Raw genomic sequence first — 16,837 nt, forward strand, 5'->3', positions numbered from 1 at the left:
GCCGCCCTCACTGCTCCGCCCCGCGCAGCTCCAGCACCCGCTGGCGCAGCAGCCGGGGTTCGGCCACGGTTGCCGGCACCGGTTCGCCGACGCGCAGGGTGACGCGGCGCAGCGGGTGCAGGCGGCCGAGGCGCTGCAGCCAGGAGGCGGCCTGGCGCGAGAAGGGGCTGGCCCACAGCCCGGACAGCGCCATCGGCAGCACGTCGACCGGCTGGTGGCGCAGGATGCGCTGGATGCCGGGGCGGAACTCGCCGACTTCGCCATCCGGGGTCAGGCGGCCCTCGGGGAAGATCGCCACCAGCTCGCCGGCTTCCAGCGCGCTGGCCACCTCGGCGTAGGCCTTCTCCAGCAGCGCGGCGTCCTCCTTCGCCGGGGCGATGGGGATGGCGCGGGCGTGGCGGAATACGAAGGACAGCAGCGGCCAGCGGAAGATGCGGTGGTCCATCACGAAGCGGATCGGCCGCCGGCAGGCGGCGCTGATCACCAGGGCGTCGACGTAGCTGACGTGGTTGCACACCAGCAGCGCCGGGCCGTTCAAGGGAATGCGCTCGACGTTCTGCTTGTCCAGGCGGTAGACCGAGTGGACCAGCATCCAGTCGAGGAAGCGCAGCAGGAATTCCGGCACCAGGCGGTAGATGTAGATGGCGACCAGCGCGTTGACCAGCGCGGCGGCGATGAACAGCTGGGGGATCGACAGGCCGGCGCCGAGCAGCCCGGCCGCAGCTCCAGCGCCGACCACCATGAACAGCGCGTTGATGATGTTGTTGGCGGCGATGATCCGCGCGCGGTAGTCCGGGTCCGAGCGCAGCTGCATCAGCGCGTACAGCGGCACGATAAAGAAGCCGCCAAACAGGCCCAGGGCGAACAGGTCGAACAGTACGTGCAGCATGTGCGGCTGCTGCAGCAGTTCGCCGAGCGCCAGCGGCGCGGGCGGCGGGCTGGCCGGCGAGGCGAAACCCAGGTCGAGGCCGAACAGGGTCAGGCCGATCGAGCCCAGCGGCACCAGGCCGATCTCCACCAGCTTGCCGGACAGCCGCTCGCAGAGCATCGAGCCCACGCCGATGCCGAGGGTGAAGATGGCCAGCAGCAGGGTCACGCTGGTTTCGCTGCCGCCCAGCACGTCCTTGGCGTAGGCCGGGAACTGGGCGAGCAGCAGCGCGCCGTACAGCCAGAACCAGGAGATGCCGAGGATCGACAGGAACACCGTGCGGTTGCGGCGGGCGAATCCGATGTTGCGCCAGGTCTCGCTGAACGGGTTGGGGTTGATGGTCAGCTGCGGCTGCGGCGCCGGCGCCAGCGGAATGCCGCGGCTGGTCAGGTAGCCGAGCACGGCGACGACCAGGCAGCCGGCGGTGATCCACAGGTGGCCGCCGGCCATGCCGGCGAGCAGGCCGCCGGCCAGGGTGCCGACCAGGATGGCGACGAAGGTGCCGGCCTCGATCAGCGCGTTGCCGCCGACCAGCTCGTCCTCGTGCAGGTGCTGCGGCAGGATGGCGTACTTCACCGGGCCGAACAGGGTCGAATGCACGCCGAGGAGGAACAGGCAGCCCATCAGCAGCGCCAGGCTGTGCAGGGCGAAGCCGGCCCCGGCGAGCAGCACGATGCCGATCTCCAGCAGCTTGACCAGCCGGGCCAGGCGCGCCTTGTCGTACTTGTCGGCCAGTTGCCCGGCGGTGGCCGAGAACAGGAAGAACGGCAGGATGAAGATGCCCGCCGCCAGGTTGGCGAGCAGCCCGATGCTCAGCGTGGTCCACTGCGCGGCCTGGAAGGTCAGCAGCACCACCAGGGCGTTCTTGAACAGGTTGTCGTTGAACGCGCCGAGGAACTGGGTGGCGAAGAACGGGCCGAAGCGGCGGGTGTTGAGCAGGGCGAAGGACGAACTCATGACGGGGTGTCCTGGGCGGGGAGCGGGATGGCCTCGCCGGCCTCGGCCAGGCGCTTGAGGCTGACGTGGTCGGTCTTGCCGGTGCCCAGCAGCGGCAGGGCGTCGAGGTGGCGGATGTCGCGCGGCACCGCCAGCTCGCTGGCGCCCAGGCGGCGGGCGGCGGCCAGCAGTTGCTCGCGGGCGAGCTGCGGCGCGGTGGTGAACAGCACCAGCGCCTCGCCCTTGGCGGCGTCGCCGCGGGTCGCGGCGGCGTGGGCGAAGTCCGGCGCGGCCTCGCCTGCGATCTGTTCGACCACCTCCAGCGAGACCATCTCGCCGGCGAGCTTGGCGAAGCGCTTGAGGCGGCCGCGGATGTGCACGAAGCCGTCGGCGTCGACCTCGACGATGTCGCCGGTGGCGTACCAGCCGGGGCGGATCGCCGGCGGCGCCTGGATCACCCCCGGGCGGTCGAACAGCAGGTAGCCCTTGAGCAGGTTCGGTCCCTTGAGGTGCAGGGCGCCGGCGCCTTCGATGCCCGGCACCGCCTCCAGCTCGTAGGCAATGCCCGGCAGCAGCTGGCCGACGCTGCCGTCGCGGCAGGCCATCGGCACGTTGACCGCCACCACCGGCGCGCACTCGGTGATGCCGTAGCCTTCGAGGATGCGGATGCCGAACTTGTCGAGCCAGGTCTGGCGCACCTCGTGGTTGAGCCGTTCGGCGCCGGCCACCACGTAGCGCAGGCGGCCGAAGTCGTAGGGGTGGGCGTACTTCGCGTAGTTGCCGAGGAAGGTCGAGGTGCCGAACAGCACGCTGCAGTCTCGGTCGTAGACCAGCTCGGGGATGATCCGGTAGTGCAGCGGATTGGGGTAGAGGAACACCTTGCAGCCGGACACCAGCGGCAGCAGCGCGCCGCAGGTCAGGCCGAAGGAGTGGAACAGCGGCAGCGCCATCATGAACTTGTCGAGCGGGGTGAAGTCGGCCACCGCGCGGATCTGCGCGACGTTGGCGAGCAGCGAGTTGTGCGAGTGCACCACGCCCTTGGGCTTGCCCTCCGAGCCCGAAGTGAACAGCACCAGCGCCGGATCGTCCGGCTGCTGGGCCAGCGCGGCGCGCTGCGGCAGCAGCAGGTGGGCGAGCAGCCACAGGCGGTCGGCGAGGCTCAGCTCGCGCTTGAGGTCCTCCAGGTAGATGACGCGGATGCCGGTCAGCTGGTCGAGCAGGCCGCCCAGGCGCGCCTTGTCGACGAAGGTGCGCAAGGCGACCACGGTGCGGATGCCGGCGGCGGTGCAGGCGGCCTGCAGGCCGTCCTTGCCGGCGGTGTAGTTGAGCATCGCCGGGATGCGCGCATTCAGCGACAGGCCGAGCAGCAGGCCGAGGGTCGGCGCGGCGTTGGGGCTGAGCACGCCAACGATCTCGCCGGGCTGGGTGTGGCGGCTGAGTAGGCGGCCGAGGCCGAGCGCCATCTTCAGCAGCGAGCCGTAGGACTCCTCGACCAGGCGCACGTCCTCGACCAGCTTGTAGTCGTTGCCGAAGATCGCCTTGGCGTCGAGGAAGGCCTCGAACAGCGTGCGTTGCGGGCGGGTGGCCACCAGCATGTCGAGGAGGATGTGGCGCATCTCCTCGCCGGCGCGGCGCCGGCGCTGCTTGGCTGAGGGCAGCGCGGGCATGGCGATCTGCCGCGGCGGCTGGATGTGCAGATCGACCTGCGGCAGCAGGCGGCGCGGGTAGACGCCGGCCAGGCGGCCGAAGTAGCTGCGCGCGGCGCCGTCGATGCGCACCGGCACCACGGTGGCGCCGGTGCGCGCGGCGACGAAGCCGGCGCCGTCGTAGACCTTCATCAGCGAGCCGGTGCGGGTGATGCGCCCCTCGGGGAAGATCACCACCGGGCGGCCGCTCTCCACCAGGCGGACGATCTGCTTGATCGCCAGCGGGTTGGTCGAGTCGACCGCGAGGTGCGGCACGAAGCGCAGCAGCACGCGGAACAGCGGGCGGCTGGCGACCTGGGTGTGCACCACGAACACCGGCTCGACGGGCAGGAACAGGCCGAGCAGCAGGCCGTCGAGGAAGGATTCGTGGTTGGCGACGATCAGCGTGCGCGGGTTGGCGAACACGTCCGCCGCGCCGTGGACACGCACGCGCAGCAGGCGCTGGAACAGGCGGCGCAGAAAGGGCTTGAGCATGATCGATCCCTGATCTCAGGAGTGGCGGATGGAATGGCGCGATGGTGCCACCGCGGCGGTGTCGCTGGCCAGCGGCGCCGCTGCCGGGCCGCGTCGCACCAGTTGGGCGACGATGACCGCGGCGGCGGCAGTGGACAGCAGGTGCTTGAGAGTATGGCCGGTCAGCGGGTCGAGCAGGGCGGCGAGCTGGTGATCGAGCAGCTCGGCGACCCGGGCCAGCCCGTAGAGGGCGAAGGCGGCGACGAAGGCCAGGCGCTCGCCGCGCGGGCGGCGGTACAGCCACTGCCACAGCGGGATCAGCAGCATGGCCAGGCCCTGCAGCAGCAGGTAGGGACGCAGGTCGCCACGGCCTTGCAGGGCGCCGATATACCACCAGAGCACGGCGGCCAGCGCGGCGAAGCCGAGCAGGACGGCGAGCAGGCGGTTGTCGCGTTGCCGACAGTCGGCCCAGGCGCCGGCCAGCAGCCCGGCGCAGGCCAGGGCTATGGGCAGGCGGTCCCAGAGCAGGCGGTGGTCGTCGGGGGCCAGGTGATACCAGCCCGAACCCAGCGCGGTGAGCAGCAGGCCGGCTAGAAACAGCGCGTAGCCCGGCCAGCTCAGCGGGAAATGCGTATGCCGGCGCGGCGCCAGGCGCCCGAACCCCCACAGGGCGACCACGGCGAAGCCGAGGTTGGACAGCACGTCGCAGAAGTGGGGGATGCCCAGCAGGGTCAGCTGGTCGGCGAAGGCGTGGTAGTTCTCGAACTGGGCGATGGGCCCGTGCAGCAGCGCGGCGGCGATCAGCAGCAGGGTGAGCAGCAGCGGCAGGTGGCGGTAGCGGGAGCAGCGATCCATGGCGGTCTCCAGGGGGTGGGGTGAGCCGAGGATGGCCTGAAGTGGCATCAGGTGAAACTCTGGCGGAAAAAGTCGCGTCGCGTACACTGCAAGGTATCGAAATCCACTACTTTGTCCCCCGTGAGCGAACTCGACCAGCTGCTGTCCACTCTCAAGCGCCAGCTCAAGGCGCGCGGCATGACCTACCGCGATCTCGCCGCTGCCCTCGATCTTTCCGAGGCCAGCGTCAAGCGCCTGTTCGCCAGCGGCGGCTTCACGCTGGAGCGCCTGCTGCAGATCGCCCACCTGCTCGGCTTCACCCTCGCCGAGCTGAGCCAGGAGGCGGCGCAGAGCGGCCAGCGCCTGCACACCCTGAGCGAGGCGCAGGAGCGCGAACTGGTCTCCGACGACCGCCTGCTGCTGGTGGCGGTATGCGTGCTCAACCAGTGGAGCCTGGCCGACATCCTCAGCGTATACCGCCTGAGCGAGAGCGAGGCGATCCGCTGCCTGGCGCGCCTCGACCGCCTGCGGCTGATCGAGCTGCTGCCCGGCAACCGCGTGCGTCTCAACGTGGCGCGCGACTTCGACTGGCTGCCCAACGGGCCGATCCACCGTTTCTTCCTGCGCCAGGGTCTCGGCGAGTTCCTCGCCAGCGACTTCGCCGGTGCCGACCAGATGCTCGGCTTCGCCCACGGCATGCTCACCGAGGCGGCGCTGGCGCAGCTGCAGGCCGAGGTGCGCCGGCTGCGCCAGCGCTTCGCCGAGCTGCACCAGGAGAGCCTGGCCACGCCGCGCGGCAAGCGCCGCGGCTGCGGCCTGCTGCTGGCGCTGCGCGAGTGGGAGATGGCGGCGTTCACCGCGCTGCGCCGCTGAGCGTCCGCTTGCCGGCGAAGTTGGCGGCGCCGCCGCCGATCAGGAGCGAGCCCGCCCCTGAAGGTCGGCGGCGGCGCAAACGCCTGTCCCCGAAAACAAAACTCCCCCAGGAGCGGGGGAGTGGCTAAAGGAGCCTAATGGGACACGCGTGGAGAGGGCTGAACGGGGATCAAACCGGACCGCGATGCTCGCGCTGAACCTTGCTGACGAAGGCCAGGCACTCGTTGAAGCCCAGGCTCGGCAGCTTGGGTTTGTAGTCGGCGAGACCTTCGGCCATGGTGATGACCTTGTCCTCGGCGCTCTGACCCTTGAAGTCGTCCTTGTCCAGACGCAGGTCGTCCATCAGGGTTTGCCAGGCGGCGCCGCCATCCGGGTGCGGCAGCAGGATCATGCCGACGCCGTCGAGGTCGGTGGTCACCGCCTTGGTCAGGTCCTCGACGTAGAACAGCACGTGGATATCGGCGGCCAGATCGTGGCGGTAGCGCTCGACGAACAGCGGCACTTCGGCCAGCTGGTTGATGATGCCGCTGACCATGCTGAGCTTGTCGCCCTTGACCAGCACGGTGGCCTGCTTGACCACGGCGGTCGGCGGCAGGCGGCGGCCGGCGTCATCGGCGATCTCGCCCTCGGCCAGCACCAGGTCGCCACGGTAGCCGTAGGTGTCGGCCTGGGTGGTGGCGCCATTGACGCTCAGGTTGCACAGCAGGTTCTTCTCTTCGTAGGTTTTCAGCAGCATGGTGAGGTTCTCTCTTCGATCAAGGGGATTCAGGCCACGCGCGCGGAACCGGCGGCGGCGTCGGGGTTGGCCAGGGCGAACAGGCCGCTCCAGTCGGCCTCGAGCAGCTCCAGCTGCTTGCGGGCGCAGACCTTGCGCTCCTTCTCGCTCGGTTCGGCGATCAGCGCCCAGCCGGCCGGGGTGGCGGCGTCGTGGATCAGGTCGCTCATCACCATGCGCTCGGTGTCGCGGTTGAAGTGCATGCCGAGGAACAGGTAGCGCTTGTCCTTGCGCTGCTGTTTCAGCCACGCCGGCACCGCGAAGCCGCCCATCAGCTCGGTGATGTAGTCGACGAAGTCGGCGTCCGAGGCCACGTAGCTGGGCTTGGGCAGCGGCGTGCCGAGCGGCTTGAACAGCACCGGCAGCTCGCCGTCGACCTCGGCCAGGTCGATCGCGCGGTACTGGCCGTCGTCGAACTGGTAGAGGTCGAAGCGATAGGGCGTGGCGGCGATGCGCGCCGCGCCCACCACCAGGGTGTGCTTGCGGTCGGCGTAGCAGCGCTGCAGCTGGGTGTCGCGGTTGCAGTCGATCACGTAGGGCAGGCGCTGGTCGGCCAGCCATTGATGGAAGGGCGACGCCGTCCAGCGGTCGACACCGTAGGTCTGGGTCAGGAAGCGCTCGACGTAGCTGCGGCCCTTCTTGTTCTCCACGTGCATGGCGGCGCGCGGGAACTCGTACATCAGGCGCGGCGACATCGGCTGGCCGTTGGTCATGGCGAGGATCAGGCTGTCGCTGTCGGCCGGGATCGGCTTGCCGGTGGTGCGATCGACCACCCCGTTCAGGACGCCGGGGCCCAGGTAGGGAACGATATCGCCGGCGCCGAGCTGGGCGAGGATTTCCTGCATCGAAGTGCTGTTCACTGGACTCTCCCGGTGGAAAAAGGCGTGACATCGCCGGCTGTAACGCAATATCCGAACCAGTTTCGCGGCAATACGACAACTCATTGATATGCAATGAGTTTATTTGTCGAGTTGGTCGCCTGGGAGTTTTCCGTAAATAACAAAAGCCAAGTAGTGCAGCGACAATTGTCGTCTTTGCGACAGGGCCGAGTACGGCCCGCAAGTGAACTTGGCGAACTAAGGGAAAGTTTGTTGGGTTGTCGCCATTACCACACGCGACGAGGGGGCTTTGTTGTGTATCAAACCGCCCAAGGGTGTCCGGTGCTGATTAATTTTTCTTTTTAAATCAATGCACTAGGAGCGTTTTTCAGCGCTGGCACAGACGCTGCATTGATCAGGTGGCGCAGGCTTGTTCGGGCCTACAGCCCACGACAGTGGAAACGAAACCTGAGGAACTCAATTATGGCAATGCGTCAATGCGCTATCTACGGTAAGGGTGGCATCGGCAAGTCCACCACTACCCAGAACCTCGTGGCGGCTCTGGCCGAAAGCGGCAAGAAAGTCATGATCGTCGGCTGCGACCCGAAGGCCGACTCCACCCGTCTGATCCTGCACTCCAAGGCTCAGAACACCATCATGGAAATGGCTGCCGAAGCCGGCACCGTTGAAGACCTCGAGCTGGAAGACGTGCTCAAGGTCGGTTTCGGTGGCGTCAAGTGCGTCGAGTCCGGTGGTCCGGAGCCGGGCGTTGGTTGCGCTGGCCGTGGCGTGATCACCGCGATCAACTTCCTCGAAGAGGAAGGCGCCTATGACGAAGACCTCGACTTCGTGTTCTACGACGTACTCGGCGACGTGGTGTGCGGCGGTTTCGCCATGCCCATCCGCGAGAACAAGGCCCAGGAAATCTACATCGTCTGCTCCGGCGAGATGATGGCCATGTACGCCGCCAACAACATCTCCAAGGGCATCGTGAAGTACGCCAACTCCGGTGGCGTGCGTCTGGCCGGCCTGATCTGCAACAGCCGTAACACCGACCGCGAAGACGAGCTGATCATCGCCCTGGCCGAGAAGCTGGGCACCCAGATGATCCACTTCGTGCCGCGCGACAACGTCGTACAGCGCGCCGAAATCCGCCGCATGACCGTGATCGAGTACGACCCGCAAGCCAAGCAGGCCGACGAATACCGCGCGCTGGCCAACAAGATCGTCAACAACAAGAAGTTGATCATCCCGACCCCGATCACCATGGACGAACTCGAAGCTCTGCTGATGGAGTTCGGGATCATGGAAGAAGAAGACCTGAGCATCGTCGGCAAGACCGCTGCCGAAGAGTAACAGCTCCCGCTTCAGTAGGACGGGGCAGGGCAGATGGGCCCTGCCGGAGCGTCGCACTGCGCGGTGCGCAGTGCGGCCCATCCGTTACCCGCACATGAACGCAAGGCAAGAGGAACATACCCATGTCCGGTATGACGCGCGAAGAGGTCGAAAGCCTCATCCAGGAAGTCCTGGAAGTTTATCCCGAGAAGGCCCGTAAGGATCGTGCCAAGCACCTGGCCGTCAACGATCAGTCCGTTGCCCAGTCCAAGAAGTGCATCACCTCGAACAAGAAGTCGCTGCCGGGTCTGATGACCATCCGCGGCTGCGCCTACGCCGGTTCCAAGGGTGTGGTCTGGGGTCCGATCAAGGACATGATCCACATCTCCCACGGCCCGGTGGGCTGCGGTCAGTACTCCCGCGCCGGTCGCCGCAACTACTACATCGGCACCACCGGCGTTAACGCCTTCGTCACCATGAACTTCACCTCGGACTTCCAGGAGAAGGACATCGTCTTCGGCGGCGACAAGAAGCTGGGCAAGCTGATCGACGAGATCGAGACCCTGTTCCCGCTGAACAAGGGCATCTCCATCCAGTCCGAGTGCCCGATCGGCCTGATCGGCGACGACATCGAAGCGGTCGCCAAGCGCAAGTCCGCCGAGCACGAGACCACCGTGGTCCCGGTGCGTTGCGAAGGCTTCCGCGGCGTTTCCCAGTCCCTGGGTCACCACATCGCCAACGACGCCGTTCGCGACTGGGTGCTGGACAAGCGCGACAACGACAACTCCTTCGAAACCACCCCGTACGACGTGGCCATCATCGGCGACTACAACATCGGTGGCGACGCCTGGTCCTCGCGCATCCTGCTGGAAGAAATGGGCCTGCGCGTGGTCGCCCAGTGGTCCGGCGACGGCTCCATCTCCGAGATCGAGCTGACCCCGAAGGTCAAGCTGAACCTGGTGCACTGCTACCGCTCGATGAACTACATCTCCCGTCACATGGAAGAGAAGTACGGCATCCCATGGATGGAGTACAACTTCTTCGGCCCGACCAAGACCATCGAATCGCTGCGCGCCATCGCCGCCAAGTTCGACGAGTCGATCCAGGCCAAGTGCGAGGAAGTCGTCGCCAAGTACCAGGTCGAGTGGGAAGCCGTCGTCGCCAAGTACCGTCCGCGCCTGGAAGGCAAGCGCGTCATGCTGTACATCGGCGGCCTGCGTCCGCGCCACGTGATCGGCGCTTACGAGGACCTGGGCATGGAAGTGGTCGGCACCGGCTACGAGTTCGCCCACAACGACGACTACGACCGCACCATCAAGGAAATGGGCAACGCGACCCTGCTCTACGACGATGTCACCGGCTACGAGTTCGAAGAGTTCGTCAAGAAGGTCAAGCCCGACCTGATCGGCTCCGGCATCAAGGAGAAGTTCATCTTCCAGAAGATGGGCATCCCCTTCCGCCAGATGCACTCCTGGGACTACTCCGGCCCGTACCACGGCTTCGACGGCTTCGCCATCTTCGCCCGTGACATGGACATGACCCTCAACAACCCGTGCTGGAACAAGCTGCAGGCACCCTGGCAGAAGGCTGAAGAAGCCGCCGAGAAAGTCGCCGCCAGCGCCTGATAGTCCGCCGTCCTACGAAACGTCCGCGGCGGGCGGCCCCTCCGACCGGGGTGGCCCGCCGCCGACATCCGCTAACGCCTGCACAGATGAGTGAGGCGTAGGAGAGAGTCATGAGCCAGCAAGTCGATAACATCAAACCCAGCTATCCGCTGTTCCGCGACGAAGAATACAAGGACATGCTTGCCAAGAAGCGCGATGGCTTCGAGGAAAAGCATCCGCAGGACAAGATCGACGAAGTGTTCCAGTGGACCACCACCAAGGAATACCAGGAGCTGAACTTTGCCCGCGAAGCCCTGACCGTCAACCCGGCCAAGGCCTGCCAGCCGCTGGGCTCGGTGCTCTGCGCCCTGGGCTTCGAGAAGACCATGCCCTACGTGCACGGTTCGCAAGGGTGCGTGGCCTACTTCCGTACCTACTTCAACCGTCACTTCCGCGAGCCGGTGTCCTGCGTTTCCGACTCGATGACCGAAGACGCCGCGGTGTTCGGTGGGCAGCAGAACATGAAGGACGGCCTGCAGAACTGCATCGCCACCTACAAGCCGGACATGATCGCCGTGTCCACCACCTGCATGGCCGAGGTCATCGGCGACGACCTCAACGCCTTCATCAACAACTCGAAGAAGGAAGGGTTCGTCCCGGACGAATACCCGGTGCCCTTCGCGCATACCCCGAGCTTCGTCGGCAGCCATGTCACCGGCTGGGACAACATGTTCGAGGGCATCGCCCGCTACTTCACCCTGAACCACATGGAAGACAAGGTTGTTGGCAGCAACAACAAGGTCAACGTGGTGCCGGGCTTCGAGACCTACCTGGGCAACTTCCGCGTCATCAAGCGCATGCTCAAGGAAATGGACGTCGACTTCAGCTTCCTCTCCGATCCGGAGGAAGTGCTGGATACCCCGGCCGACGGTCAGTTCCGCATGTACGCCGGCGGCACCACCCAGGCCGAGATCAAGGACGCGCCGAACGCCATCACCACCCTGCTGCTGCAGCCGTGGCACCTGGAAAAGACCAAGAAGTTCGTCGAGAACACCTGGAAGCACGAAGTTCCCAAGCTGAGCATCCCGATGGGCCTCGACTGGACCGACGAATTCCTGATGAAGGTCAGCGAAGCCACCGGCCAGCCGATCCCGGCCAGCCTGGCCAAGGAGCGCGGTCGCCTGGTCGACATGATGACCGACTCGCACACCTGGCTGCACGGCAAGCGCTTCGCCGTGTGGGGCGACCCGGACTTCGTCATGGGCATGGTCAAGTTCCTGCTGGAAATCGGCACCGAGCCGGTGCACATCCTCTGCCACAACGGCAACAAGCGCTGGAAGAAGGCCGTCGAGGCCATCCTCGAGGCTTCGCCGTACGGCAAGAACTGCACCGTCTACGTCGGCAAGGACCTCTGGCACCTGCGCTCGCTGGTGTTCACCGACAAGCCGGACTTCATGATCGGCAACAGCTACGGCAAGTTCATCCAGCGCGACACCCTGCACAAGGGCAAGGAGTTCGAGGTTCCGCTGATCCGCATCGGCTTCCCGATCTTCGACCGTCACCACCTGCACCGCTCCACCACCATGGGTTACGAGGGCGCCATGCAGATGCTGACCACCATCGTCAACTCCATCCTGGAGCGCCTGGACGAAGAAACCCGCGGCATGCAGACCACCGACTACAACTACGACCTGGTTCGCTAAGGTCGCAGCGCGTAGCGGTACGGCCGGGGCGGCGCCCGCCGCTCCGGCCCGCTTCACCCCACCGTCCGCCGGCGCCCGGGTCCAGAGCCCCCGGCCGCCGGCGGCGGTGCCTACCCGATCTGGAGAACCGCCATGCCCAGCGTCATGATCCGCCGCAACGCCGAAGGCCAGCTGGCCTTCTACATCGCCAAGAAGGACCAGGAAGAAATCGTGGTGGCGCTCGAGTACGACAGCGCCGAGCAGTGGGGCGGCGAAGTCACCCTCGGCGACGGTTCCAGCTACTACATCGAACCGATCCCCCAGCCCAAGCTGCCGATCACCGTACGCGCCAAGCGGGCCGGCGAGGCCTGAGATCGTGAGCGCGCCTACCGCGTCCCGGCATGCCCAGCTGCCGGGTCACCTGGCCCTGCGCATCGCCCTGGCGGCGCGCACGCTCAAGGGCGTGGATACCGCGCACCTGCTGCGCGCGCTGATCGCCGCGGTCGGCGAACCCATCACCGAGGCCCGCCTGCGCAAGCTGCGCGCCTCGCGCCTGTACACCCGCCTGCTGGAAACCGCGCCGGCCGACGCAGCCGCGCCGGTCATCGGTGAGCGCCAGCTGCACAGCGCCCTCGGCCTGCTCAAGGGCCGCGGCGTCAGCATGCCGCAAGACCCCCTGCCGGTGCCGCAGAGCTACCGCGAGGGCGAGTTCGAGGACTCGGTGCGCATCGCCTGCGCCTCCGACAGCGGCGAGCGCATGGACGGCAGCTTCGGCGGCTGCGCGCGCTTTCTCATCTACCAGATCTCCCCGCGCGACAGCCGCCTGATCGACATCCGCGTCCCGGCCGCCGCGGCCGAGGACGACGACCGCTATGCCCTGCGTGCCGAACTGCTCCACGACTGCCAGCTCCTCTACACCCTCAGCATCGGCGGGCCGGCGGCGGCCAAGGTGATCCGCGCCGGCGTCCACCCGATCAAGCAGGCGCGCGCGCTGCCCGCCGGCGAGATCGTCGAGGAGCTGCAACGGGTGCTGGCCACCACGCCGCCGCCCTGGCTGGCCAAGGCCATGGGCGCCGAGCCGGGCCGGCGCGTGCGCTTCACCCCCGACAACGGCCTTTGACAGTTACCGACGAGGACACCGCGATGATCAGCCAGCAACTACTCGACGACGTCGTCCAGCGGGCCGAGGAGGGCGTGCTCGACGACGCCCTGATCGGCCGCCTGCGCAGCGCCCACCCCGGCGTGCACTTCACCTGGTGCATGGACGACGACATCGTGGTCAACGCCAAGCCGCTGGTCGAGCGGCCGGGCTTCAACCTCTACCTGGTCAACTCCAGCGACCACTGCTCGGTGCTCACCAACGACTGCGCCTCGGCCTCCGGCATCGTGCTGGCCGAAATCATTGCCGACTGAGGTGGCCATGTTCGACGACCAGGGCCAGGACAACACCCCGATCGGCGACTGCCTGCAGTGCAGCTTCCGCCGCCAGCTGCTGCTGAGCGGGCGCTGCACGCCCGGCGACGCCTGCGTGGCCGTGGAGAGCGGCCGGCAGATCGACCGTTTCTTCCGCAACAACCCGCAGATCGCCGTGCAGTACCTCGCCGACCCGTTCTGGGAGCGCCGCGCCATCGCCGTGCGCTACGCGCCTCTGGAGGCGCTGCCGGCACTGGTGCGCGACAGCGACGAAGCGGTGCGCCGCGCGGTGGCCTACCGCCTGCCGCGCGAGCAGCTCAGCCTGCTGATGCAGGACGAGGACCGCGAGGTGCGCATCACCGTGGCCGACCGCCTGCCGGTCGAGCAGCTCGAACAGATGGCCGCCGACCGCGACTATCTGGTGCGCGCCTACGTCGTGCAGCGCATCGCCCCCGGCCGGCTGTTCCGCTTCATCCGCGACGACGACCGCCAGGTGCGCAAGCTGGTCGCCAAGCGCCTGCCGGAAATCAGCCTCGGCCTGATGACCCAGGACCCCGAACCGGAAATCCGCCGCATCGTCGCCTCGCGCCTCAAGGGCGACGACGTGGTGGAACTGCTCCACGACCCCGACTGGACCGTGCGCCTGGCGGCGGTCGAGAACGCGCCATTGGAGGCGTTGCGGAAGCTGGATGAGCAGGATCCGGAGGTACGTGGGGTGATCGAGGAGCGCCTGGCGGGCGGGTAGGGCGCTCTGTAGGCAAGGGTATTGCTGCTTAATGGACCGGGATGGCGAAGGCTGTCCCGGTTGTTTTACTTTTGGGGGGTGCGATAACCTTGCCGCTTGTCGGATGCACCCGTGAGCAAGGGATTTGCTGTTATGGCGTATAAGTTATCTTCTCGCACAGTGCCTTTCTCCAGGCTGCACTCCTGAGCGACTTCCTTCTCCTGCATAGGGCTATTATCCCCCGGCCATGTCCGGGGATTATTCATTAGTTGGTGTCAATTTTATAGTTGGCTCTAGAGGTAAGAATGCCAAGCATTGAGTTTGGAGATTTCGCTACATGGATAGCAGCCGTAGCTGCAATTGCATCAGCAATTGCAGCTGCAAGGTCCTCAAAGGCAGCAGAGAAACAGCAGCAAGAAGCCACGCGCCACGCCATAAGCAATGCTGAGATTCTCGAAAAAGAGCATGATCTGAAGCTTCGCGAATGGACAGATCAATTTTTCAGTTCTGTACGCATGTGGGCAGAGGAAGTTTGCCTCGCCATCTCTGAGGCTACACATATCTCTGAGCATTCAGAGCTAAGTGCAGAGCACAAAAGACCAGTACTTATTAAGCTAAGCGCTCTTGTTGACACAGGTCGCTGGTACTTTCCTAATCAATGGGTTGATGACTACGGTACTCATAAAGAGCCAGCGTATCGTGGGGTGCTTCAGCCGGTTCTGGATTGTGTTGTGGCTGCATATGATGCGTTAAAAGAGTCAGGGCCGGAATACGATGCAAAGTCAGAGTTGGCTATGTGCCAGCGCGAATTCGTAAGCCATATTCAGGAAGTTCTAGACCCCAGAAAGCGAGAGCAGGAAATAAAGAAAATTATACTCGAATTTGAGGTTTCCGAGCGTCTTAGAATGGCTCCGGGTAAGCGCTAACAATGTGCTAAGCTATCGCTCGCTTCGTTTGCGGGATGTGCCATTATTACGCTTTTGGCCGCCTCTTAGCTTAGTCGTGTGGCGTAAAGGAAGAGCGCGTTTGAACTACTTGGGTAGGCCAAAAAGGCTAATTGAATGATTTTCGGAATTAGGATCATGTCCCGCCCATGGGTGTTTGTATATTAAGTTTGTGATTGCCCCTGTGCTCTGCGTGGGAGTGCCTCGCCGGGCACTTCGCGTCTGTGTCTGTGATTTAGAGCGTCACTGGCTGCGTTCCCACGCCGAGCACGGGAACGATTAAATAATCATTATGCGATTTTCGCTGAATGAGTTAGTTGCTAGAGAGAAAAGGATATCCGCGGTGACAGAGAAATTCGAAAATCTTCATCAGTGTGCGCATTGTTCCGGTACTGGTACTTGCAGTTCGGTGAGTACAGGCGAAAGCTGCGCAGTATGCGTGAAGAAAAATGAGTTGAGAAAAGGCCCGTATTTTGGGCTAGCCTGCGGCACCTGTGGTGGTCTAGGGAAAACTGATACTCTGACTTATCGCCTGAAATATCGTGCTCAGCCTATAGTTTCAATGCTTCTTGTATTTTTGTCTCTGTTTTTGGTTTTCTTTTTTGGTTTTATAAGAAGTGAATACTTTCACGAAATCATGGCGTTCTGCACAACTCTTATAGGGAGCGTCACTGGATACTACTTTTCAAGCAAAGGATCGAGTGAGTTTAAATCTTGATGGCGCGTATATGGGCAATAATTTTATTGCGCTTCATTGGGGGAAGTTAGCTCGCTCGTTAGCGTGGCCAGATTTGTGATCGCTCCCACGCTCTGCGTGGGAGTTGGGATCGCCCCAACGCTCTGAGCTGGAATGAGCAAATATATGATATCCATATGAATCAGTCCGAAATACGTGTCGCCAACCGAATAGTTCTCGCAGCTTCTGTGGTTTTTATCGGTGCGTTTATTTGGCTTTGCATTCTGGGTGCAATATATAGCGCATTCGGCCTGTTCATTACTGGTAAGCTCTGGCTTGGAGCTGTATTGGGTTCGGCTTTTTTGACTGACAGAGTTTATGTCTTATTGTTTAAGGGAAAGATAAAGGCCGGCAAGTAGGGCGGACAACGGCGCCGCCTTGTCCGCCCCTCTTTTTCCTTCGTCTCTGAAGGCTAATCCGGAATCCGCAACGACTGTCCCGGATAGATCTTGTTCGGATCCTTGAGCATCGGCCTGTTGGCCTCGAAGATCTTTTGATACTGGTTGGGATCACCATATGCACGCTTGGATATGGCGCTGAGGGTGTCGCCTGACTCGACCGTAACAAACCTCGCCGCTTTGGCCACCGGCCCGGTGACCGTGATCTGGTCATCCACAACGCTGATACCGGCGACGTTGCCGAGCGCCAGAAGAATTTTTTCCTTCTCTTCCTGGCTGGCGGCTTCGCCGGTGGCAATGACTGTCTCACCCTCGACCTTCACCTGAATCCTGGAAGTATCGATTCCCGTCAGTGCGTCCTTCACATGCTGGGTCAGCTTCTCGCTGTTGGCTTCGGCCTTGTCGGGCGTCAGCGCATCGAGGATTTTTTCACCGGCATGTTTCAAAAAGCTGAAAAGACTCATCTGTGCTCTCCAAGGAGTTAAGGGACCAGACGAAAAAGCCTAGACCAGCCCTGCGAGCCCCCCGGCTCCAACCCGACCAATGACGTCGCTCTGGGGCAAGCCGGTAGGGGAGCCATCGGCGCAGCTTTGGGTGATAGCTCCCACGCTCTGCGCTCGGCGTTATACATAAGTCGCGTGAACTCGAGAGGTAGTAATGAGCTGGGCGACAGAAGAG

Annotated in this window: 15 protein-coding genes; 9 read left to right on the forward strand and 6 right to left on the reverse strand. The window is 64.3% G+C overall.

Annotated elements, in window-relative coordinates; translation table 11 throughout:
- Positions 1-7: 7 nt before the first annotated feature.
- The 3 genes from LMJ29_RS14055 to LMJ29_RS14065 are packed head-to-tail and all read right to left on the reverse strand — an operon-like array spanning position 8 to position 4,878.
- On the reverse strand, positions 8-1,885 hold the full coding sequence (locus tag LMJ29_RS14055; RefSeq protein ID WP_229606135.1) for an MFS transporter: 1,878 nt from the start codon (positions 1,883-1,885) through the stop codon (positions 8-10).
- Positions 1,882-4,044: a bifunctional acyl-ACP--phospholipid O-acyltransferase/long-chain-fatty-acid--ACP ligase gene (gene aas / locus LMJ29_RS14060; protein ID WP_229606136.1), complete on the reverse strand. Its 2,163-nt coding sequence runs from the start codon at positions 4,042-4,044 to the stop codon at positions 1,882-1,884. Before aas ends, LMJ29_RS14055 begins: the two co-directional genes overlap by 4 nt.
- A 15-nt stretch (positions 4,045-4,059) precedes the next feature.
- Positions 4,060-4,878, reverse strand: a complete 819-nt coding sequence (locus LMJ29_RS14065) for a hypothetical protein (protein WP_229606137.1) — start codon at positions 4,876-4,878, stop codon at positions 4,060-4,062.
- Between the two features lie 120 nt (positions 4,879-4,998).
- On the opposite strand from LMJ29_RS14065, the gene LMJ29_RS14070 reads away from it, so the two are divergent.
- Positions 4,999-5,730: a helix-turn-helix domain-containing protein gene (locus tag LMJ29_RS14070; RefSeq protein WP_229606138.1), complete on the forward strand. Its 732-nt coding sequence runs from the start codon at positions 4,999-5,001 to the stop codon at positions 5,728-5,730.
- Between the two features lie 169 nt (positions 5,731-5,899).
- On the opposite strand, the gene LMJ29_RS14075 is transcribed toward LMJ29_RS14070, so the two are convergent.
- Together LMJ29_RS14075 and LMJ29_RS14080 are read right to left on the reverse strand one after the other, a co-directional pair.
- Complete coding sequence (locus tag LMJ29_RS14075) at positions 5,900-6,466, reverse strand: hypothetical protein (protein ID WP_229606139.1); 567 nt, start codon at positions 6,464-6,466, stop codon at positions 5,900-5,902.
- 29 nt (positions 6,467-6,495) lie between these two features.
- A complete protein-coding gene (locus LMJ29_RS14080) occupies positions 6,496-7,365 on the reverse strand; it encodes an SIR2 family protein (RefSeq protein WP_229606140.1) in 870 nt (289 codons plus the stop codon).
- Between the two features lie 441 nt (positions 7,366-7,806).
- On the opposite strand from LMJ29_RS14080, the gene nifH reads away from it, so the two are divergent.
- The 8 genes from nifH to LMJ29_RS14120 all read left to right on the forward strand — a co-directional run bounded on the left by nifH (position 7,807) and on the right by LMJ29_RS14120 (position 15,007).
- Entirely contained in the window at positions 7,807-8,679 is an 873-nt protein-coding gene (gene nifH, locus LMJ29_RS14085) for a nitrogenase iron protein (protein ID WP_229606141.1), read from the forward strand.
- Between the two features lie 122 nt (positions 8,680-8,801).
- Positions 8,802-10,283 (forward strand): nitrogenase molybdenum-iron protein alpha chain, encoded by a 1,482-nt coding sequence (gene nifD, locus LMJ29_RS14090; protein ID WP_229606142.1) that lies wholly within the window; start codon positions 8,802-8,804, stop codon positions 10,281-10,283.
- Positions 10,284-10,393: 110 nt separating this feature from the next.
- Positions 10,394-11,965: a nitrogenase molybdenum-iron protein subunit beta gene (gene nifK / locus LMJ29_RS14095; RefSeq protein ID WP_229606143.1), complete on the forward strand. Its 1,572-nt coding sequence runs from the start codon at positions 10,394-10,396 to the stop codon at positions 11,963-11,965.
- A gap of 132 nt (positions 11,966-12,097) precedes the next feature.
- Entirely contained in the window at positions 12,098-12,316 is a 219-nt protein-coding gene (nifT, locus tag LMJ29_RS14100; protein WP_229606144.1) for a putative nitrogen fixation protein NifT, read from the forward strand.
- A 4-nt stretch (positions 12,317-12,320) separates the two neighbouring features.
- The gene (locus tag LMJ29_RS14105) at positions 12,321-13,064 is read left to right on the forward strand and encodes a dinitrogenase iron-molybdenum cofactor biosynthesis protein (protein ID WP_229606145.1); all 744 of its coding nucleotides are present in this window, start codon (positions 12,321-12,323) and stop codon (positions 13,062-13,064) included.
- A gap of 23 nt (positions 13,065-13,087) precedes the next feature.
- The gene (locus LMJ29_RS14110) at positions 13,088-13,357 is read left to right on the forward strand and encodes a DUF6129 family protein (RefSeq protein WP_229606146.1); all 270 of its coding nucleotides are present in this window, start codon (positions 13,088-13,090) and stop codon (positions 13,355-13,357) included.
- A gap of 7 nt (positions 13,358-13,364) precedes the next feature.
- The gene (locus LMJ29_RS14115; RefSeq protein ID WP_229606147.1) at positions 13,365-14,102 is read left to right on the forward strand and encodes a 4Fe4S-binding leucine-rich repeat protein; all 738 of its coding nucleotides are present in this window, start codon (positions 13,365-13,367) and stop codon (positions 14,100-14,102) included.
- 284 nt (positions 14,103-14,386) lie between these two features.
- Complete coding sequence (locus LMJ29_RS14120) at positions 14,387-15,007, forward strand: hypothetical protein (RefSeq protein ID WP_229606148.1); 621 nt, start codon at positions 14,387-14,389, stop codon at positions 15,005-15,007.
- A gap of 1,166 nt (positions 15,008-16,173) precedes the next feature.
- Here LMJ29_RS14120 and lysM read toward each other — a convergent pair.
- Entirely contained in the window at positions 16,174-16,623 is a 450-nt protein-coding gene (gene lysM / locus LMJ29_RS14125; RefSeq protein ID WP_229606149.1) for a peptidoglycan-binding protein LysM, read from the reverse strand.
- Positions 16,624-16,837: the final 214 nt, after the last annotated feature.

The organism is Pseudomonas oryzagri, from assembly GCF_020831405.1.
Taxonomy (GTDB): domain Bacteria; phylum Pseudomonadota; class Gammaproteobacteria; order Pseudomonadales; family Pseudomonadaceae; genus Geopseudomonas; species Geopseudomonas oryzagri.